The sequence below is a fragment of the Pseudomonas sp. genome, from assembly GCF_049645325.1.
GTDB lineage: Bacteria > Pseudomonadota > Gammaproteobacteria > Pseudomonadales > Pseudomonadaceae > Aquipseudomonas.
The window spans coordinates 1-19,978 of the sequence record NZ_JBARTQ010000422.1; the positions used below are offsets into that span (position 1 = coordinate 1).

At 60.0% G+C, this 19,978-nt stretch carries 19 protein-coding genes; 11 read left to right on the forward strand and 8 right to left on the reverse strand.

Annotated elements, in window-relative coordinates; all coding sequences use genetic code 11:
* Positions 1 to 784 (reverse strand): ammonium transporter (locus WBB95_RS18210; protein ID WP_424488858.1); only part of this gene is annotated, 784 nt, incomplete at its 3' end.
* A gap of 345 nt (positions 785 to 1,129) precedes the next feature.
* Here WBB95_RS18210 and WBB95_RS18215 point away from each other — a divergent pair.
* From WBB95_RS18215 to WBB95_RS18250, 8 genes are all read left to right on the forward strand, one after another.
* Complete coding sequence (locus WBB95_RS18215) at positions 1,130 to 1,444, forward strand: DUF883 family protein (RefSeq protein ID WP_016972096.1); 315 nt, start codon at positions 1,130 to 1,132, stop codon at positions 1,442 to 1,444.
* Between the two features lie 2 nt (positions 1,445 to 1,446).
* Positions 1,447 to 1,836, forward strand: coding sequence for a phage holin family protein (locus WBB95_RS18220; protein WP_424488859.1), 390 nt, complete (start codon positions 1,447 to 1,449; stop codon positions 1,834 to 1,836).
* Entirely contained in the window at positions 1,833 to 2,168 is a 336-nt protein-coding gene (locus WBB95_RS18225; RefSeq protein ID WP_424488860.1) for a hypothetical protein, read from the forward strand. The genes WBB95_RS18220 and WBB95_RS18225 overlap by 4 nt, the downstream gene beginning before the upstream one ends.
* A 93-nt stretch (positions 2,169 to 2,261) precedes the next feature.
* A complete protein-coding gene (locus WBB95_RS18230; RefSeq protein WP_424488861.1) occupies positions 2,262 to 3,425 on the forward strand; it encodes an EAL domain-containing protein in 1,164 nt (387 codons plus the stop codon).
* Between the two features lie 72 nt (positions 3,426 to 3,497).
* Positions 3,498 to 4,829, forward strand: coding sequence for a deoxyguanosinetriphosphate triphosphohydrolase (locus WBB95_RS18235; protein ID WP_424488862.1), 1,332 nt, complete (start codon positions 3,498 to 3,500; stop codon positions 4,827 to 4,829).
* 169 nt (positions 4,830 to 4,998) lie between these two features.
* On the forward strand, positions 4,999 to 5,394 hold the full coding sequence (locus WBB95_RS18240) for a response regulator (RefSeq protein ID WP_424488863.1): 396 nt from the start codon (positions 4,999 to 5,001) through the stop codon (positions 5,392 to 5,394).
* Between the two features lie 255 nt (positions 5,395 to 5,649).
* A complete protein-coding gene (locus WBB95_RS18245; RefSeq protein WP_424488864.1) occupies positions 5,650 to 6,273 on the forward strand; it encodes a response regulator in 624 nt (207 codons plus the stop codon).
* Positions 6,274 to 6,281: 8 nt separating this feature from the next.
* A complete protein-coding gene (locus tag WBB95_RS18250) occupies positions 6,282 to 9,920 on the forward strand; it encodes a transporter substrate-binding domain-containing protein (protein WP_424488865.1) in 3,639 nt (1,212 codons plus the stop codon).
* A gap of 39 nt (positions 9,921 to 9,959) precedes the next feature.
* On the opposite strand, the gene WBB95_RS18255 is transcribed toward WBB95_RS18250, so the two are convergent.
* Together WBB95_RS18255 and WBB95_RS18260 are read right to left on the reverse strand one after the other, a co-directional pair.
* Complete coding sequence (locus tag WBB95_RS18255; protein ID WP_424488866.1) at positions 9,960 to 10,442, reverse strand: GAF domain-containing protein; 483 nt, start codon at positions 10,440 to 10,442, stop codon at positions 9,960 to 9,962.
* Positions 10,439 to 11,329 (reverse strand): ATP-binding protein, encoded by an 891-nt coding sequence (locus tag WBB95_RS18260; RefSeq protein ID WP_424488867.1) that lies wholly within the window; start codon positions 11,327 to 11,329, stop codon positions 10,439 to 10,441. The genes WBB95_RS18255 and WBB95_RS18260 overlap by 4 nt, the downstream gene beginning before the upstream one ends.
* A 163-nt stretch (positions 11,330 to 11,492) precedes the next feature.
* On the opposite strand from WBB95_RS18260, the gene WBB95_RS18265 reads away from it, so the two are divergent.
* A complete protein-coding gene (locus tag WBB95_RS18265; RefSeq protein ID WP_424488868.1) occupies positions 11,493 to 13,802 on the forward strand; it encodes a response regulator in 2,310 nt (769 codons plus the stop codon).
* Here WBB95_RS18265 and WBB95_RS18270 read toward each other — a convergent pair.
* The 4 genes from WBB95_RS18270 to WBB95_RS18285 all read right to left on the reverse strand — a co-directional run bounded on the left by WBB95_RS18270 (position 13,783) and on the right by WBB95_RS18285 (position 17,395).
* On the reverse strand, positions 13,783 to 14,247 hold the full coding sequence (locus WBB95_RS18270; RefSeq protein ID WP_424488869.1) for a MarR family winged helix-turn-helix transcriptional regulator: 465 nt from the start codon (positions 14,245 to 14,247) through the stop codon (positions 13,783 to 13,785). The genes WBB95_RS18265 and WBB95_RS18270 overlap by 20 nt on opposite strands.
* Positions 14,244 to 14,729, reverse strand: a complete 486-nt coding sequence (locus WBB95_RS18275) for a glutathione peroxidase (RefSeq protein ID WP_424488870.1) — start codon at positions 14,727 to 14,729, stop codon at positions 14,244 to 14,246. The genes WBB95_RS18270 and WBB95_RS18275 overlap by 4 nt, the downstream gene beginning before the upstream one ends.
* Before the next feature lie 262 nt (positions 14,730 to 14,991).
* A complete protein-coding gene (gene htpX / locus WBB95_RS18280; RefSeq protein ID WP_424488871.1) occupies positions 14,992 to 15,879 on the reverse strand; it encodes a protease HtpX in 888 nt (295 codons plus the stop codon).
* Between the two features lie 304 nt (positions 15,880 to 16,183).
* On the reverse strand, positions 16,184 to 17,395 hold the full coding sequence (locus tag WBB95_RS18285; RefSeq protein WP_058411776.1) for a pyridoxal phosphate-dependent aminotransferase: 1,212 nt from the start codon (positions 17,393 to 17,395) through the stop codon (positions 16,184 to 16,186).
* Between the two features lie 202 nt (positions 17,396 to 17,597).
* Between WBB95_RS18285 and msrB the strand changes: the two genes are divergently transcribed.
* Complete coding sequence (msrB, locus tag WBB95_RS18290; protein WP_424488872.1) at positions 17,598 to 17,990, forward strand: peptide-methionine (R)-S-oxide reductase MsrB; 393 nt, start codon at positions 17,598 to 17,600, stop codon at positions 17,988 to 17,990.
* A 365-nt stretch (positions 17,991 to 18,355) separates the two neighbouring features.
* Here the strand turns inward: msrB and WBB95_RS18295 are convergent, their stop codons facing one another.
* Positions 18,356 to 19,012, reverse strand: coding sequence for a thiopurine S-methyltransferase (locus WBB95_RS18295; RefSeq protein WP_424488873.1), 657 nt, complete (start codon positions 19,010 to 19,012; stop codon positions 18,356 to 18,358).
* Positions 19,013 to 19,115: 103 nt separating this feature from the next.
* Here WBB95_RS18295 and WBB95_RS18300 point away from each other — a divergent pair, with 103 nt between their 5' ends.
* Positions 19,116 to 19,883: a DODA-type extradiol aromatic ring-opening family dioxygenase gene (locus WBB95_RS18300; RefSeq protein WP_424488874.1), complete on the forward strand. Its 768-nt coding sequence runs from the start codon at positions 19,116 to 19,118 to the stop codon at positions 19,881 to 19,883.
* Positions 19,884 to 19,978: the final 95 nt, after the last annotated feature.

The window sequence follows — 19,978 nt, forward strand, 5'->3', positions numbered from 1 at the left end:
AGCCTGGGTCGTTACGCCCGATCACCAATGCCGCTACCGTGCCACCGACCATCGCCATCAACGAATTGACCGCCACCAGCCCACTGACCCCGGACAGGGTTTGCGCACTCATGACGTTGAAGCCGAACCAGCCGACGATCAAAATCCACGAACCCAGGGCCAGGAAGGGAATGCTCGACGGTGCAAAGGCCACCAGTCGCCCTTCGCGGTAACGCCCGTTGCGCGGCCCGAGCAACAGCACCGCCGCCAGCGCCAGCCAGCCGCCCATGGCGTGCACCACCACGGAACCGGCGAAGTCGTGGAAGCGCGCGCCAAAGGTCGCAAGCAGCCAGGCTTGCAGGCCGAAATTGCCGTTCCACACCATGCCTTCGAAAAACGGGTAGATAAACGCCACGATCAGCGCAGTGGCACACAGCTGCGGAGCGAACTTTGCACGCTCGGCAATCCCCCCGGAAATAATCGCCGGGATCGCTGCAGCAAAAGTCAGCAGAAAGAAAAATTTCACCAGGCCATAACCGTGATCCGCGCTGATGACGGCCGCCGGTTGCATGAAGCTCACGCCGTAGGAGATCCAATAGCCTATAAAGAAATAAGCGAGGGTTGAGATCGCGAAGTCACTGAGGATTTTTGACAGGGCGTTGACCTGGTTTTTCTGGCGCACAGTGCCGACTTCCAGGAACGCAAAACCGGCGTGCATGGCCAGAACCATGACCGCACCGATCAAAATAAACAGGGTGTTGGAACTGTGGACAAGGGTGTCCACCGCACTTTGCAAATTTTCCATGGAGGTTGGCAGGCCCGCATTAAAGGCAAAAAGCACCAAAGCGGTTCGGCTTGAGGTGTCGCGCACCAAATTGGCACCACCGGTCCCGCCCCTCTTCAGAGGGCGTGAACCGCTTTAGCGCAGCGATCAACACAACAGGCCGTTACCGACAGGGTTTTTCCGCGAATTTCAGTGATTTAGGGTAAGGTTTTTGAAGGCTTCAGGCCTCATCGCCCATATTCAGCGCAGACCCTCGGCCTGCGCACCAAGGCAAAGCAAAAGCTGTACCACACAATTGTTGTGAACCTTCACCGATGCCGGTGACTCGAAACCACACGTACCGATCAGCCACTCACGGAGATAACCATGGCCAGAAAAACAGCAAAGACTGCTCAAGAAATACTGTTGGCAGATTTTCAAACCCTGGTGAGTGACACCGAAAAGCTGCTGGACGACACTGCCGTCCTGGCCGGTGACCAGGCAGACGAGTTGCGCACCAAGATCCACGACAGCCTGCTCAAGGCCCGCGAAACCCTGCAACTGACCGAAGACTCCTTGCGTGAACGCGGCCAGGCGGCAGTGACTGCTACCGAAGATTACGTACAGGCCAACCCTTGGCAGTCAGTCGGTATCGCTGCCGGCGTGGGCTTTTTGATCGGTCTGTTGGCTACAAGGCGCTAATCATGTCTATCGGCGAAACCGGCTCGTCAACGGGCACAAGTTCCACCTCCCGACGCCTGGGCGCGGCCGTTCTGGGCTTGCTGCACAGCCACGTCGAACTGTTTGGCATCGAACTGCAGGAGCAGAAGGCGCGCACCGTCAGCCTGCTGTTATTCGCCGGCCTGGCGTTGGTGTTTGCCCTGCTGCTGTTGGTGGGGTTGTCGACGCTGGTGATGATCCTCGTGTGGGACACCGGCTACCGGCTCACCGGGATTATCTGCCTGTGCGTGTTCTACACCCTGGCCGCGGCCTTCTGCGGTGTGCGCTTGAAAGCGGCCGTGTTCGATGAGTCCACGCCCTTCCACGCCACCCTTGAAGAACTGGCCAATGACCGGGAGCGCCTGCTGCCATGAGCCTGACTGAAGTTCCGCACACCACGTCCCGCCGCGAAATGCGCAAGGCGTTGATTCGCCTGCGCATGGAAATGCATCGCCAGGAAATCCGCCACGAGTCCCAGCAGCTCATGGCGCCCCTGCACAAGGTGCGCAACATGGGCAGCAATTGGCAGGACAGCCTGGGCATCAAGCACGCGCCTCTGTGGGGCGTGGCCGCTGTGACGCTGATGGGTTTCTTCACCGGCAAAGGTGCCAAAGGCGGCGGTACCAGCAGCCTGACGCGTCTGGTACGGCTGGGTGCCGGTTTGATCCCGCTGATCAAATTGGCCATGGCTGGGCGCAAAGGATAAGCACTGCTGGCTGCATTCTTGCAAACAGAAACGGCCCGGCCCTCGTTATCGAGGGCCGGGCCTTTTTTTCGCCAATGCTTCTAAGGAGGCCTTGTGATCGACGGGCAACCGCTCGCCTGCTTCCAGCCATTCATCGACACCGCCACCGGGCGCATCGCCGGCGTCGAGGCCTTGGGCCGTCTGCGCCAGGCCGATGGCCGTTTGCAGTCCGTCGGCCCGCTGTTCGCCGACCCGCGCACGCCGGGCGTGACCTTGCGTCGCCTCGACCGGCAGATCCGCGACAACGCCCTGAGCCGCCTGCATGAAGCACCCGAAGACTGGTTTCTGAGCCTGAACATCTCGCCGCGCTGGATCAACCGCCTGCGCCCCGGCCAGGCCTTGCCCAGCCTTAAACAAGTCCACGCCCATGGCGTCGACCCGCAACGCATCGTGTTTGAGATCACCGAACTGGGCGGCGACATTCAGCGCCTGGCCGACGTCGTCGCACGTTATCGCGAGGCCGGCGCGCGCATTGCCATCGATGATTTCGGCGCCGGCTACTCGCAGCTCGACCGCGTGCTGGCGTTGCAGCCGGATATTCTCAAGCTGGACATGCGCCTGTTTCAGGAAGCCGCGCGCGGCGGGCCCAGCAGTGAAGTGGTGCGGGCCCTGGCGCAGATGGCCGAGAAGACCGGCTGCTGGATCATTGCCGAAGGCGTGGAAACCGAAGCGCAGCTGAGCTTCGCGCTGGAATGCGGCGCACGGTATGTACAGGGTTATCTGTTCGCCCAGGCCCAGCTTGACTGGTTTGCCACTGACGCCTTTGTGGCGCGTTTTGCGCAATTGCGCACGGCGTACGTCCAGCAAAAACTGCTGGAACGCGGGCGCGTCATGCAACTGCGCCTGCAGTTGGTGGAGCTGATGAAGATCCTGCAAACCTGGGCCCAGGGCCAGGCGCCGCTGAGCCAACTGCCGCAATTGCCGGACTTCCCCTGGCTGCTGCGCTTCTACCAGTGTGACCGCCATGGCACCCAACTGACGCCCAACTTCGAATGGCGTCACGACGCCTGGCAAGCCGACAGCCGTTACCTGGGGCATAACTGGTCGTGGCGGCCGTACTTCTACCACCTGCTCGCCGAAGGCTGGGAGGAGCGGCGCCTGATTCTTTCCTCGACCTACCGGGATGCCACCACTAACCAGTACTGCCTGACCGCAGGACAATTCTTCGATAACGGTCAGCGTTTGCTGTTAATCGATATCGATGCGGCCGGCCTGTAGATTTTCGCTTGCCCCGCCAAGGCGGAACCGGGAAGCTGGGCGGTGTCATTCACTGCACGGAGAGTACTCGCCTTGGATTGGCCCACCCTGCTTACCCGCGAACGACTTGGAAAACCCCTGCACAGCCCGGAAGAACTGGGCCGCAGCCCGTTTCACAAAGACCACGACCGGATCATTTTCTCCGGCGCGTTCCGCCGCCTGGGCCGCAAGACCCAAGTGCACCCGGTGTCCAGCAACGATCATATCCACACCCGCCTGACCCACTCCCTGGAAGTCAGTTGCGTTGGCCGCTCGCTGGGTATGCGCGTCGGCGAAACCCTGCGCAGCGCCCTGCCCGACTGGTGCGACCCGAGCGACCTGGGCATGGTGGTGCAATCGGCCTGCCTGGCCCATGACATCGGTAACCCGCCGTTCGGGCATTCCGGTGAAGACGCCATTCGCCACTGGTTCCAGCAAGCCGCCGGGCGTGGTTGGCTGGACGACATGAGCAGCGCCGAGCGCAATGACTTCCTCAATTTTGAAGGCAACGCCCAGGGCTTTCGGGTGCTCACCCAGCTTGAATACCACCAGTTCGACGGTGGCACACGCCTGACCTACGCCACGCTGGGCACCTACCTGAAGTACCCCTGGACCGCGCGCCACGCCGACTCTTTGGGTTACAAGAAACACAAGTTCGGCTGTTATCAGAGCGAATTGCCGATCCTTGAACAGATCGCCAGCAAACTCGGCCTGCCGCAACTTGAAGAACAACGCTGGGCCCGTCACCCGTTGGTCTATCTGATGGAGGCGGCGGACGATATCTGCTACGCCTTGATCGACCTCGAAGACGGCCTGGAAATGGAGTTGCTGGAATACGCCGAGGTCGAGTCATTACTGCTCGACCTGGTGGGCGACGACCTGCCGCAGACCTATCGGCAACTCGGTGTGCAGGACTCACGCCGGCGCAAGCTGGCGATCCTGCGCGGCAAGGCGATCGAGCACCTGACCAATGCGGCGGCGCGGGCCTTTGTCGAACAGCAGGACGCCTTGCTCGCCGGCACATTGCCGGGCGACCTGGTGGAGCACATGCACGGCCCGGCCAAACGTTGCGTCCTCGATGCCAAAGACATGGCGCGCAAGAAAATCTTCCAGGACAAACGCAAGACGCTGCATGAAATCGGCGCCTACACCACCCTGGAAATCCTGCTGAATGCCTTCTGCGGTGCGGCCCTGGAGCAACATGGCGGGCGCACGCCGTCGTTCAAGAATCGGCGCATCCTCGACTTGCTGGGCAATAACGCACCGGACCCGGCGTGGCCGTTGCACACTTCGTTCCTGCGCATGATCGACTTTATCGCCGGCATGACCGACAGCTACGCCACCGAAATGGCACGGGAGATGACCGGACGCTCCAGCCCGCAATAAAGAAGCCGCTCACGCCGCCTGTTGCCCGAACAGAATCTGCCTACGACGGGAACAGAGCGGCCTGATCGAATTCGCACACCCATCCGAAGAATAATCACGCACGCTTCTGGCGGACTTGGCGAGTAATTCCTACGCCCCGATCGATGCTTGACTGACCCGTGTGCCTTTTATGCCCAGACACCCCCTTCGAATCCTGTTGGTGGAGGATCACCCCTTTCAGCTCCTGGCCACCCAGTGCCTGCTTAAAAGCTTCGGCTTCGATCACCTGACCCTCGCGGAAAATGCCGAACAGGCCATCCGTTCAATGTCACGATCCCAGGGGCCTTTTGACCTCATGCTGTGTGACCAATGCCTGCCGGATTTGCCGGGGCTGGAACTGGTGGAAATTGCCAGTCGCCGACACTTCATCATCGGCGCCATTCTCTTGAGCGGGTTGCCCCAGACGGAACTGTACAACCTGACCGAGCAAGCCTTGCAGCGTGGCCTGCCGCTCCTCGGTTACTTGTCGAAACCCTTGAACAAAGACGAACTTGCCAAATTGATTACGCCTCTGGTCCGATTATAAATGTAGGGCTTTAAACACTAAGCCCCTATGAAAAATAACCGCAAGCCACCGCCAGCCCTCTGGCACCACCAAGGATGCCCACGATTAAAAAGCAGCTGACGTCTGATGTCGCAAAGCCTTAGCAGATGGTAGGCCTCTACCTTTTTTATTGTAGGAATTCTCCTGTTTTATATCTACTCACCCCAACGCTCATGCGCCTGCCTCATCTTCTGAGCTAATGTGCCCGCTTTATTTGCACTTGCATGGAATGTGATTATGAACACGGTTTTTATCATTGATGACCATCCCGTTATCAGGCTGGCCATTCGCATGTTGTTGGAACACGAAGGGTATAAAGTCGTCGGCGAAACGGACAACGGCTGTGATGCGATACAGATGGTTCGCGAGTGCCTGCCCGACTTGATCATTCTGGATATCAGCATTCCGAAGCTGGACGGGCTTGAAGTGCTCTGCCGATTCAACGCCATGAACACGCCGATGAAAACGCTCATCCTGACCGCTCAGTGCCCCACGTTGTTCGCCACGCGCTGCATGCGTTCCGGCGCGGACGGCTATGTCTGCAAAGAGGGTGACCTGAGTGAGTTACTGAGTGCGATCCGCGCCGTCTTGTCCGGCTACAACTATTTCCCCAGCCAGGCATTGAATAGCGGCGGAGCGGAATGCAACTCCGAAGAGTTGGAACTGTTCAAAACAGTGAATGATCGCGAGTTAATGGTTTTGCAACTTTTTGCACAAGGCCGCACAAACAAGGAAATAGCCAAAGGCATGTTTCTTAGTAATAAAACTGTCAGCACCTACAAAAAGAGGCTTATGCAAAAACTCAAAGCCAAATCCTTGGTAGAACTTATCGAGATGGCAAAACGAAACGCGCTAGTGTGAGAAAGCGGATGCCCAGGCGTATAAAGGACTATTTGATTATATTGATTGCCGGTATGTGCATCAGCACTGCCGTGCCCGCGGGCCCGCCAGCCGGCCCCGAACACTTCACCTTACTGAGCCGTACGAGTGCCGCTCAACTGGACATTCAACTGGACAAGGCTCAGCGCCAGTGGCTGCAGAACAAACGCGAGTTGGTGCTTGGCACTGCCGCGCCCGATTACCCGCCCTTCGACCTGACGTCCAGTGGCCGAGACTACGAGGGGCTCACCGCCGACTACGCGGGGCTGTTGGCCAAGGCGCTGGCGTTGCCGGTAAAAGTGTTGCGTTACCCCACCCGAGAGGCGTCGATTCGCGCGCTTGAAACCGGCGAAATCGACTTGCTGGGTTCCTCCAACGGGTTTGAGGCCGCCAACCCGAACCTCACGCTGTCAGAGCCCTACGCAGTGGATCAACCGGTGCTGGTTACCCGCGAAGGTGAAACACGCAGCCTCGCAGATGGCCTCGCCGGGCTCCGCGTGAGCCTTGTCTACCATTACCTGCCGCTCAGTGAAGTGGAGAAGTTGTACCCGCACGCCATCATCCGCGCCTACCCGTCCTATCAGAATGCCTTGAACGCGGTCGCATTCGACCAGGCCGATGTGTTCATTGGCGATACCATTTCCACCCATTACATGATCAACAAGGGCTACCTGAAAAACATCCGCATGGCCAATTTCGGCAAGCATGAGGCCTATGGGTTCAGCTTTGCACTGCGCCAGGACCAGCGCACCCTCCTGAGTATCGTCGACGCCGTGCTGACGGCCGTGCCCACCAATAAACGGGAGAGCATTGCCAAACGCTGGAGTGCCGGCAGCGACATCCTGTTGAGCGACCAGAAACTGCAGTTGAGCCAGCGTGAGGAACGCTGGTTGCGGGACCACCCGGTGGTCAAGGTGATCGTCAACGAAACCTTCGCGCCCCTGACGTTCTTTGATGCCGATGGCAACTTTCGCGGCATCACCGCCGACCTGCTGGAGCTGATTCGCCTGCGCACCGGGTTGCGCTTTGACATCCAGCGTGGCCGCGACGTCAATGCGATGATCGGACAGATCGACAGCGGCAACTCCGACATCATCGGTGCCATCGTTCCCAGCGCCGAACGAGAAACCCTGCTGAGTTTCACCCGGCCCTACCTTGAAAACTCCTACGTGCTGTTGACCCGCAAGGAACCCGGTGCGCCCTTGAGCCTGGAGCAGATGGCCGGCAAACGCTTGGCGATCACCCAGGGCAACCCTCTGGAAAAAGTCTTGCGCGAGGATTTCCCACTGGTTCAACTGGTGGAAACCAGTGACACCTTCAAGGCCTCGGAACTGCTGGCACAAGGGCAAGTGGACGGCGCCGTGAACTCATTGGTCATCGCCAACTACTTCCTCTCGTCTCAGGTATTCCAGGACAAACTGCAGATCAGCACCAGCGTCGGCACGGTGCCCGCCACCTTTACCCTGGCCACTTCGCGCAAGGCAACGGAGTTGAGCTCGATCCTCGACAAGGCATTGCTCAGCATTGCTCCGGACGAACTGGGCATCATCAACAGCCGCTGGCGAGGCTACACCGCCGCCCCTGACAGCTACTGGCGCAATTACCACCAGTTGATCGCGCAAATCATCATCGGCACCGGGCTGCTGCTGCTGATTTCCCTGACCTGGAATGCCTACATGCGTCGGCAGATCAAGCACCGGAAAATGGCGGAACGGGCCCTCAACGATCAGTTCGAGTTCATGCGTGCGCTGGTCAATGAAACCCCACACCCGATCTATGTGCGCGATCGCAGCGGCTTGCTGCAGACCTGCAATGACAGTTACCTGCAAGTGTTCGAGGTCAAGCGCGAAGAGGTGATCGGCAAAAGTGCGATCCAGATGAACATGGCCCTCGACACGGAAGCCGCGCAATACCACGCCGACTACCAGCGAGTGGTGGCGGAAGGCAACCCGCTGATTCTGGATCGCACCCTGCATATCCACGGGAAAAAACTCACGATCTACCACTGGATCCTGCCTTACCGTGACTCGGTCGGCGAAGTTCAGGGCATCATCGGTGGCTGGATCGACATCAGTGAGCGGCGCCAGCTGTTCGACGAGTTGCGCGCCGCCAAGGAACGCGCCGACGAAGCCAACCGTGCCAAAAGCACGTTCCTTGCCACCATGAGCCATGAAATCCGCACGCCGATGAACGCGGTAATCGGCATGCTGGAGCTGACCCTCAAACGGGCCGACCAGGGCCATCTTGATCGCCCGGCGATTGAAGTGGCCTACAACTCGGCCAAAGACCTTCTGGAGTTGATCGGCGACATCCTCGACATTGCCCGCATCGAGTCCGGCCGCTTGAGTCTCGCCCCGGAGCGCGTGAACCTGCGGGAGGTCATCGAATCGGTAGCGCGTGTATTCGATGGCCTGGCGCGTCAGAAAACCCTCAGCCTGCTGCTGGAATTCAAACCCGAGTTCGACGATACCGACGTGCTGATCGACCCGCTGCGCTTCAAGCAGGTGCTGTCCAACCTGGTCAGCAATGCCATCAAGTTCACCGAGCGTGGGCAGGTCAAAATCAGGGTGGACGTGCAACCCACTGATCAAGCGCAGCAGATCGAGATGAAACTGGTGGTGGAAGACACCGGCATCGGCATCAGTCGCGATGACCAGTTGCGACTGTTCGAACCCTTTGCCCAAGCGGACAACTCCGGGCACCTGGCCCGCAGCGGTGCAGGCCTGGGGCTGGTGATCTGCCGCAGCCTGTGCGCGATGATGGGCGGCCAATTGAGCCTGAGCAGCGTGCCGATGGTGGGCACCCAGGTGCATATTCACTTGAAAATGACCCGGCTGGCGCCGCTTCACCCGGTGGCCGAACTCAAGCCCGTCGCGCCTGCACCTGCGCCAGTGCTCAACGTGCTGGTGGTGGACGACCATCCGGCAAACCGGCTGTTGATGTGCCAGCAACTGGGTTACCTGGGGCATCAGTTCACCGCGGCCCAGCATGGCGCTGCCGGCTTCCACGCCTGGCGCCAGGAACGCTTCGACCTGGTCATTGCCGACTGCAACATGCCGATCATGAACGGCTACGAGCTCAGTCGTTCAATCCGCGAATACGAACAGCGCGAACAACTGCCGCCCTGCGTCGTACTGGGCTTCACCGCCAATGCCCAGCCAGAAGAAAAATTGCGTTGCGCCGAAGCCGGGATGAACGACTGCCTGTTCAAACCGATCAGCCTAACGGCGCTGGAGCGTCAATTGGCGCAGATCGAGCCGCAATCGTCTGGTGTCCAGCTGGACCTGAGCAGCCTGGACGCGCTGACGGGAGGCGACCCGCAGTTGAGTCGCCGCCTGCTTGAGGAATTGTTGAGCAGCAGCTGCCACGACCGCCAGGAACTGGTCACGCTGTCAGCTCGGCAGGCATCGGCACAAGCCATCATTGACCAGGCACACAAGATCAAGGGGGCCGCGCGCATCGTGCAGGCCGTGGCGTTGGCCGGCCAATGCGAAGCGCTGGAACAGGCATGTGCCCGAGGGGATGATCAGGCGGCGATCGAAACCGCAATCAAGACCCTGGAGAGATGCATGCTGGAACTGGAGAGGATGCTGCAAATGCGCCTGAATGCCCTGGACGCGCCGCTGTAGGCAGGAGCGAATGTGGCCACTCGCTCCTGCAGCAGCCGATCAGCAGTCGGTCAAACGCAGGAAAATCGCCGCCAACTGCTCGATACCCGCTTGGTCCTGCTGGGTGAAGCGGGCCAGCGACGGGCTGTCGAGGTCGAGGACGCCGACCAGTCGGTCGTCTTTGACCAGCGGCACCACCAGCTCGCTATTTGAGGCACTGTCACAGGCGATATGCCCGGGGAACGCGTGCACATCTTCAACCCGCTGGGTTTGCCGCGTTGCTGCCGCCGCCCCGCACACGCCCCGACCAAACGGAATACGCACACAGGCAATCTGGCCCTGGAACGGGCCCAGCACCAACTCTTCGTTGCGGTTGAGGTAGAAGCCGGCCCAGTTCAGGTCGTCCAACTGGTTGAACAGAAACGCGGAGAACTGTGCGCTGTTGGCGATGAAATCTCGCTCATCGGCCAGCAGCGATTCCAGCTGCGCGCACAGCATGGCGTAGCCATCCAGACCGGTGCCGGCCTGTTGTAAATCGATCATGGTTGACGCTCCAGCAACTTGAGACCCACCCAGTAACGGGCGAATTGATACGCACAACGGCCATTGCGGTTGCCGCGTCCGGTGGACCAGCGTACCGCCAGGATGTCGAGCGCTTCATCGCGCTGCCATTGCAAACCGGCCTTGCTCGCCAGTTCGCCGATCCAGTGTTCCACCACATCCAGGTAGTGTTCCTGGTTGAACGGATAAAACGACAGCCACAAGCCAAAACGGTCCGACAGGGCAATCTTGTCCTCTACCGCTTCGCTTGGGTGCAATTCGCCGTCCACGCGCTTCCAGTTGTCGTTGTCGCTCTGGTTTTCCGGCACCAAGTGACGACGGTTGGAGGTGGCATACAGCAACACGTTTTCCGGCGCCTGCTCCAGGGAGCCGTCGAGCACGCTCTTGAGTACGCGGTAATCGCCCTCACCGGCTTCGAACGAGAGGTCGTCGCAGAACAGAATGAAACGCTGCGGCAACTTGAGCAGTTGCTCGACCACTCGCGGCAGGTCGGCCAGGTGGTCACGCTCGATCTCGATCAGGCGCAAGCCGGCTTTGGCATGCTGGGCGAGCAAGGCGCGCACCATGGACGATTTGCCGGTGCCACGCGAACCCCACAAAAGCGCGTGGTTGGCGGGCAGGCCATCCAGGAACTGCTGGGTGTTGCGGGCCAGGGTTTCACGCTGCTTGTCCACGCCGATCAGGTCGGACAGGCGCATGTCCAGGCTCACTTCCAGCGGCATCAGGAAGCCACTGCGGCCTTCGCGCTGCCAACGAGCAGCCAGGCACTGGTTCCAATCGATGGTTTGGCGTGGCGCGGGCAACAGGGGTTCAAGGCGGGCGAGCACTGCATCGGCCCGCTCAAGAAAGGCATTCAATCGAGAATCCACGATTATTCCTCTGGCAAGTTCTTGCAAAAGATGGCGTATTGGCAACCCTGCGGCAGACCGCACGAGGCTGCGTAAAAATCGATTCATGCCGGACAAGCGAGAGCCTGTGGATGTTCAGCTATGCTTGCCGGGCGAAGGGAAACGTGAAGTGGTTCAACACCCGATGGATATCAAGTTCGCCCACCGCTTGTCTTATAAACAAGCCAGATTGACTGTGCTGGTCGGTTTCGTCTTGGGAACCTTGCTCAGCCTGATCCAAATCGGCATTGATTATGCCAGTGAAGACGCATCCATCAACCGTGAAATACGCTCACTGCTCGAAATCAGTCATAACCCGGCCTCACGTATCGCCTACAACATTGATGCAGAACTCGCCCAGGAACTGACCCTGGGCCTGCTGCACTCCCCGGCGATTACCCGCGCGCAACTGATCGACAACAATGGGGTGGTACTGGCCGACGTCAATCGCCCGCCAAAAGAAAGCACCTACCGGCCGATCAGCGATTTCCTGTTTGGCGCCAACCGCCAGTTCGAAGACCGCCTGTACCTCAGCCACATGCCCAACGACGCCCTCGGCATGCTGCGCCTGGACGTCGACACCTACGCCTTCGGCAGCCGTTTCCTGCGCCGCGCCGAGATCACCCTGCTCAACGGCTTTGCCCGCAGCCTGTTGCTGACCGGAATCCTGCTGGGCCTGTTCTACGTGATGCTGACCCAGCCGCTGGTGCGCATCATCCGCGCGCTGAGCACCAGTAAGCAGGCCCACCTGGACTGCCCGCCGGGCCACGAGAACGACGAAATCGGCGTGTTGGTCAGTGTTGCCAACCAGCAGTTCGAAAACATGGAGGCCGAAATCCAGCAGCGGCGCCACGCCGAGGACCGCCTCACTGAATACCTGGGGCAACTGGAAGACATCGTCTCGGCGCGCACCCTTGAGCTCAAAGCCAGCAACCAACGCCTGAGCCAATCCAACGATGAGCTGGAAGCCGCGAAGATGACTGCCGTGGGCATGGCCCAGGCGCGCGCGGCGTTCCTGGCCAACATGAGCCATGAAATCCGCACGCCGCTCAACGGCTTACTGGGCATGATCGCGCTGTCGCTGGACAGCCCGTTGAATGCCGAGCAACGCCAGCAACTGTCCATCGCGCATGACTCTGGCAAAGTGCTGGTGGAGCTGCTCAACGACATCCTCGACTTGTCCAAATTCGATGCCGGCCAGCTGGAGCTTGAGCGTATTCCGTTCGATCTCGGCTCACTGGTGGAGGACACCGCCAACCTGCTGTCGCAGAACGCTGCACCCAGTGTCGAGCTGACCTGCCTGATCGACCCGCTGTTTCCTGCCCAGGTGATCGGCGACCCGACCCGCGTGCGGCAAATCGTCAGCAACCTGCTCTCCAACGCGTTGAAATTCACCCGTTTCGGCCGCGTCGATGTGCGCCTGAGCGCCCACGAGGGCCGGGTGAACATTGAGGTGTGCGACACCGGCATCGGCATTGCGCAAGACGCGCAGGTCAAGATTTTTCAACCCTTCACCCAGGCCGGCGCAGGCATCACCCGCCAGTTTGGCGGCACGGGCCTGGGCCTGGCACTGACGCACAACCTGTGCGAAGCGATGAAGGGCCGCTTGAGTATCAGCTCGGAGGTGGGCTTTGGCAGCCAGTTCTGCGCCGATCTGCCGCTGCCTCCACATTTGCCGGCAGCGCGGCAGGCACACCTGGCCGGTGAGGTGATTGTCATCACCAGCAGCAGCAATGGCCTAACGGAGTTACTGACCACCTTGCTGCCGCATTGGGGACTGACGCCTCGCTGTTATTCCCAGGACGATGACTTGAGCGGGCTGACGCCCGACTTGCTGATCACGGATTGCCCGGAGTGCCTGTTCCGTCTACGTCCGGCCATTACGGCCCCGATCTTGTTGGTCACCGCCTACGGCAACTTCATGCCCAGCGAGGAAGTGGCCGCCCTCGGGCCATTGCAGCAGCAGGCCAGACCCTTGAGCCGCAATGCGCTGTACCAGATCCTGCAACGCAACCTGCGCAGCGACGAGCAACTGATTCTGGACCCCATCCAGATAGACGCCGCGCCCCTTGCACACCGGGCGCGCATCCTGTTGGTGGAGGACAATCCGGTCAATCAATTGGTGGCCAAGGGCATGCTCGGCAAGCTTGGGTGCGAGGTGATCGTGGCCGCCCATGGTGGCGAAGCGCTGAAGCTCCTCGAAGGGCCGCGTTTCGATATGGTGTTGATGGACTGCAATATGCCGGTGATGGACGGCTACGAAGCCAGTCGGCAGATTCGTCGCAGCGGACGCTGGCCGGACCTGCCTATTGTCGCCTTGACCGCCAACGCCCTGTCGGAGGAGCGCGAGCGCTGCCGCGCGGCGGGTATGGATGATTACCTGGCCAAGCCGTTCCGCCGCGAAGAGCTTAACGCCCTGCTGGACCTGTGGGTGCCTAAGTCGACAAGCCTTTGATCTGCGCCAGCAACTGGTCGAGGCCGTCACGCAGGGCATCGGCCTGGTTGAGGTCGACGCCACTGTCACAGAGCAGTCGGGTTTTCAGGGCGTGCGCGGCGTCGTGAAGCCTCACGCCCGCCTCGCTCAGCCCCAGATGCACTTCCCGCTCATCGCGAGCACTGCGCTGCCGCCGCACGAAGCCAAGCTGTTCAAGGCGCTTGAGCAACGGCGTTAGCGTGCCTGAGTCGAGCATCAACCGTTCACCCAGCGCCTTGACCGTGGGTTGCGCCAGCGTTGTGGCATGCCACTCCCACAGCACCAGCATCGCCACATATTGCGGATACGTCAGGCCCAACTGATCGAGCATCGGCTTGTAGGCACGCGTCACCGCCCGTGAGGCCGCGTAGAGCTTGAAACACAACTGGTCGTCCAGGGCCAGCGACACATCAGGGGCTTCGGTCATTTGAGCAGGGCTTCGATCTCTTGGGTCAGGTCCTGGGGTTTGGTGGTCGGAGCAAAGCGCTTGACCACCTGGCCGTCACGGCCAATCAGGAACTTGGTGAAGTTCCACTTGATGCCCTTGGAGCCCAGCAAACCCGGCGCCTGTTTTTTCAGTTGAACAAACAGCGGGTGGGCGTCGCTGCCATTGACGTCGATCTTTTTGAACAGCGGGAAGCTGACGCCGAAGTTCAGCTCGCAGAACTCGGAAATCGCGCCTTCGTTACCTGGCTCCTGCTTGCCGAACTGGTTGCAAGGGAAACCCAGTACCACCAGCCCCTGATCCTTGTACTGCTGCCAGAGCTGTTCGAGGCCTTTGTACTGCGGGGTGAAGCCGCATTTACTGGCCGTGTTGACCACCAAAATGGCCTTGCCGGCGAAATCGGCCAAGGTCTTTTGTTCACCCTTGATGGTGGTGCACGGGATGCTCAGCAGTTTTTCGCTCATGGCAGTGACTCGAATAAGGGGAAAGAACGTGAAAGATAGTAGGCAATTTAATTGCGTGCAATTTAATTGGCCGAATTGATGGTGTGTTATCAGCCAGCAACCATGTGTTATCCCTCACTCGGTTCCATTGTGGGAGCGGTTTTTTGTCCACGTCACTCAGGTTGGATGTCAGGCCGCTGTGCTTTAACTGGGTCGGGATGACCATTTAAAACCCAAAAAAAGGGAGCGATCAAATCGCTCCCCTTTTTTGCAGTGCTGGCTATCAGCCGCGACGACGCAGTGCGTCGATACGCTCTTCCAGCGGCGGATGGCTCATGAACATCCGTGCAAAACCCTGCTTGATGCCACCGTTGATACCGAACGCCGTCAGGCTGTCCGGCATATGCACCGGCAAGCCTTGTTCGGAGCGCAGGTGTTGCAGCGCCGCGATCATCGCACCGGTACCGGCCAGGCGTGCACCGGCTTCGTCTGCACGGAACTCGCGCTTGCGCGAGAACCACATGGTGATCGCACTGGCCAGGAAGCCCAGGACCACTTCAGCGAAGATGGTCGCCACGAAATAGGCAATGCCACGGCCTTCTTCGTTCTTGAAGATCACCTTGTCGACAAAGTTGCCGATGATTCGCGCGAAGAACATCACGAAGGTGTTCACCACGCCCTGCACCAGCGCCAGGGTGACCATGTCACCGTTGGCCACGTGGCCGATTTCGTGAGCCAGCACGGCCTTCACTTCTTCGTAGGAGAAGCGTTCCAGCATGCCCTGGCTCACGGCAACGAGCGCGTCGTTCTTGTTCCAGCCGGTGGCAAAGGCGTTGGCTTCATAGGCCGGGAAGATCCCGACCTCGGGCATCTTGATGCCGGCCTCGCGGGACAGTTGCTCGACGGTCTGCAGCAACCATTGCTCATGCCGGGTGCGTGGCTGGGTGATGACTTGGGTGCTGGTGCTCATCTTCGCCATCCACTTGGAGATGAACAGCGAGAACAGCGAGCCGGCGAAACCAAAGACCGCACAGAAAACCAGCAGCTGATTGAGGTTCAGGTCAACCCCGTTGGCCGCCATGAACCCGTTGAAGCCGAAGAGGCTCAGGGTGATGCTGGCAATCAGCACGACCGCCAGGTTAGTGGCCAAGAACAGCAGGATGCGCATCATGGTTGTAGAATTCTCCTCATGCTTAATATGTCGCGTACTGCGGGGTATATAAGGTGCGCCTTGGGGTGATTCAACCGAGCGACTATTTCAAACTGTGTCCTACAGCCTGAATGTAGAGCCTTGAAGGGAATTTCCGAGCTGGAAAGCCGGCCGACTTCACCACATTCTTGCCTCGCCGTCCCGTAATTATAGGGGGCTGACCGATCCATGGTGTGCCGCGACTGAAGCGAAGGGTTAAGCAGCAAAGAAGTGTTGCCAGATACTCACTGTACGACCGAATACCGGTCGTACAGCGCAACATCCGTTATTGGCGATAGGACTTGAGGAAGTTGCCGATGCGACCAATGGCCATGTCCAGGTCATCCACACGCGGCAAGGTCACGACGCGGAAGTGATCCGGCCACGGCCAGTTGAACGCTGTTCCTTGAACCACCAGCAGCTTTTCCGACAGCAGCAGGTCGAGCACGAACTTCTCGTCGTTGAAGATCGGGCAGACTTTCGGGTCGATCCGCGGGAAGGCATACAACGCGCCCATGGGCTTCACGCAGCTGACGCCCGGGATCGCGTTGAGCAACTCCCACGTACGGTTGCGTTGCTCCAGCAGGCGGCCCTGGGGCAAGACCAGGTCGTTGATACTCTGGTAGCCGCCGAGCGCGGTCTGAATGGCGTGCTGGCTCGGTACGTTGGCACACAGGCGCATGTTGGCCAGCATGTCGATGCCCTCAATGTAGCTCTGGGCGTTGTGCTTGGGGCCGGAAATGGCGATCCAGCCGGAGCGGAAACCCGCCACGCGGTAGGACTTGGACAGGCCGTTGAAGGTCAGGCACAGCAGGTCCGGCGCCAGGGAACCGGTGCAGATATGCACGGCGTCATCGTAGAGGATCTTGTCGTAGATCTCGTCGGAAAACACCACCAGGTTGTGCTGGCGTGCCAGTTCGAGCATGCCCAGCAGCACTTCCTTGGAGTACACGGCGCCGGTAGGATTGTTCGGGTTGATGATCACCAGGGCCTTGGTGTTCGGGGTGATCTTGGCCTTGATGTCGGCCAGGTCCGGGAACCAGTCGGCGCCTTCGTCGCACAGGTAGTGCACCGGGTGGCCGCCGGCCAGGGTCACGGCGGCCGTCCACAGCGGGTAGTCCGGTGCTGGCACCAGCACTTCGTCGCCATTGTTGAGCAAGGCCTGCATGGACATCACGATCAGCTCGGACACGCCGTTACCCAGGTAGATGTCCTCGATGCCGACACCTTCCACCTGTTTCTGCTGGTAGTACTGCATCACGGCCTTGCGCGCGCTGAACAGGCCTTTGGAGTCGCTATAGCCCTGGGCGGTCGGCAGGTTGCGGATCACATCCTGAAGGATTTCGTCCGGCGCTTCGAAACCAAAGGGCGCCGGGTTGCCGATGTTCAGCTTGAGGATGCGATGGCCTTCCTCTTCCAGGCGTTTGGCGTGCTTGAGCACCGGGCCGCGAATGTCGTAGCAGACGTTGGCGAGCTTGTTCGATTTGCTGACCTGCATGGCGATGTGATCCTGAAAATGAACGATCCAGACGGTGTGGACACTACCGTACTGCGAAACCTGCGGGGCCCGCACCCATAAATACGTTTGAATGCCGGTTGCGCGGGTGCCAGACTGGCGTTTTGAAGAGGCGCAATCATACGTGCCGCCTGATCCATGGAAAAGACACAGATCAGGGTTTTTCAGTTGCCGAGGTGTACCGATGGAAAAGCTGCAGAAAACCATTGATGAATGGAAAGCGATGCTCGACCCAGAGCAATACAACGTGTGCCGGCTCAAAGGCACCGAACGGCCGTTTTCCGGCAAGTACAACGCCACCAAGACCGACGGTGTGTACCACTGCATTTGCTGTAACGAGCCGCTGTTCGATTCGACCACCAAGTTTGATTCCGGCTGCGGCTGGCCGAGCTTCTACGAGCCGATTGCCGACAGCGCCATGATCGAAATCCGTGACGTCAGCCACGGCATGATCCGCACCGAAGTCACTTGCGCCAAGTGCGACGCGCACCTGGGGCACGTCTTCCCGGACGGCCCGCCACCAACCGGCTTGCGCTACTGCATCAACTCGGTGTGCCTGGACCTCGTCCCGCGCTAGTGCAGGCAACACTTGTGTATGTGGGGTTGCTCTCTCCCACATTTGCGATGGCATCGGCTGTGTGTCACTGATAGACCGAGGTGCCTGCATCGCAGGCAAGCCAGCTCCCACCGAAAAGCAAACCGCTTTTGCACTTGCCCTTGATCTGGCCCTTGCTTCAACCACTCAGGTCGGCTTTCAGGCCGCCGTGCTTTAGATCTTGATCTCAGGCGCCCCGTTAACCACGATGGCCGAACGCCGAGCCTAAGCGAGGTGCCGAGTGGAGGGGCAAGAGCCCTTTGCTTACTTTGGGGCTTTTCCAAAGTGAGCCGCCGTAAGGGCGGAACCATAAGCAGCCCTTACCCCACCACCGGATAAGCCCCCACCTACCCCCACCTCAAGCAATACACACGCTCATCAAGCCGCACCACCCCATCCTGCAAAAACTTCCAGCTCTCCCCCAAAATATCCCGCTCCTCCACCACCTCCAGCACACAACGCGCGCCGAGCAACACCCTCACCTCATCATCCGATACCGCAAACGGCGGCCCCGCCTTCTGCGCCTGATCATAATCCAGTGTAACCAGCAACCCCCGGCAGCCCGGCCGCAAAAGGCCGTTCAAATGCCCGGCATACTGCGCCCGCATCAACGGCGGCAACGCGATCAACGCCGCGCGGTCATACAGCCCCGTGCACTCGGCCACCGCCTCAGCATCAAGCGCAAAAAAATCCCCACACCACACCTCGATCAAGCCAGCCTGGTACACCGTGAAGGCCCCGCGCTGACTGATCCGAGGCGTGAGCCCCTGCTCACTGAAGAACGCCTCAACCGCCTGATCCGACAGCTCCACACCCATCACGCGATACCCAAGGGTGGCCAGCCAAATCAAATCCAGGCTCTTGCCACACAGCGGCACCAACACCTTCGCCCCCTCGGGAAGCGCCAGTCGCGGCCAATGCCTTTGCAGATAAGGATTAACCTCGGGCAAATGAAAGCCGATCTGATTGCGCGCCCAGCGCTCTTGCCAAAACTTAGGCTCCATGGAATCACCCTGAAAATTCGATCAAAAGGCGCTAAAACTTATATTAGATTTAGATCAATGATCTGATTGAAGATGAGCCCATCTTAACGCTCAGGACCTGCTTATGCTCCCCAGCCTGTTTATCTCCCACGGCTCGCCCATGCTCGCCCTCGAACCCGGCGCCAGTGGCCCGGCGCTACGGCGTCTGGCGGCTGAGCTGCCACGGCCGAAGGCGATTGTGGTGGTGTCGGCGCATTGGGAAAGTCACGAACTCCTGGTGACCGGCAACCCCGCCCCGGAAACCTGGCACGACTTCGGCGGTTTCCCTCGCGAGCTGTTTGCCGTGCAATACCCGGCGCCGGGCGACCCGCAGCTGGCCGGTGACATTGTCGCGCTGCTGCACGCCGACGGCCTGGAGGCGCGCACCGATGACCGCCGCCCCTTTGACCACGGCACTTGGGTGCCGCTGTCGCTGATGTACCCGGCGGCGGATATCCCAGTGGTTCAGGTGTCATTGCCAAGCCGTATGGGTCCGGCCCTGCAAACGCGAGTCGGGCACGCCCTGGCCAGCCTGCGCGAGAAAGGCGTGCTGCTGATCGGCTCCGGCAGCATCACCCATAACCTGGGCGAGCTGGACTGGCGCGCCGGGCCTGAAAGCATTGAGCCTTGGGCGCGGGACTTCAGGGATTGGGTGGTGGATAAACTCGCGGCCAACGATGAAGCGGCACTGCACGACTATCGCCACCAGGCGCCGCATGCCGTGCGCAGCCACCCCAGCGATGAACACCTGTTGCCGCTGTACTTCGCGCGCGGCGCCGGCGGGGATTTCAGCGTGGCGCACCAAGGGTTCACCCTGGGTGCTCTTGGGATGGATATCTACCGCTTCGGCTGACACAGATCTAAATGTAAGAGATGTAAATGTGGGAGCGGGCTTGCTCGCGAATGCGGTGTGTCAGCCACCAAACCTGTTGATTGACACACCGCATT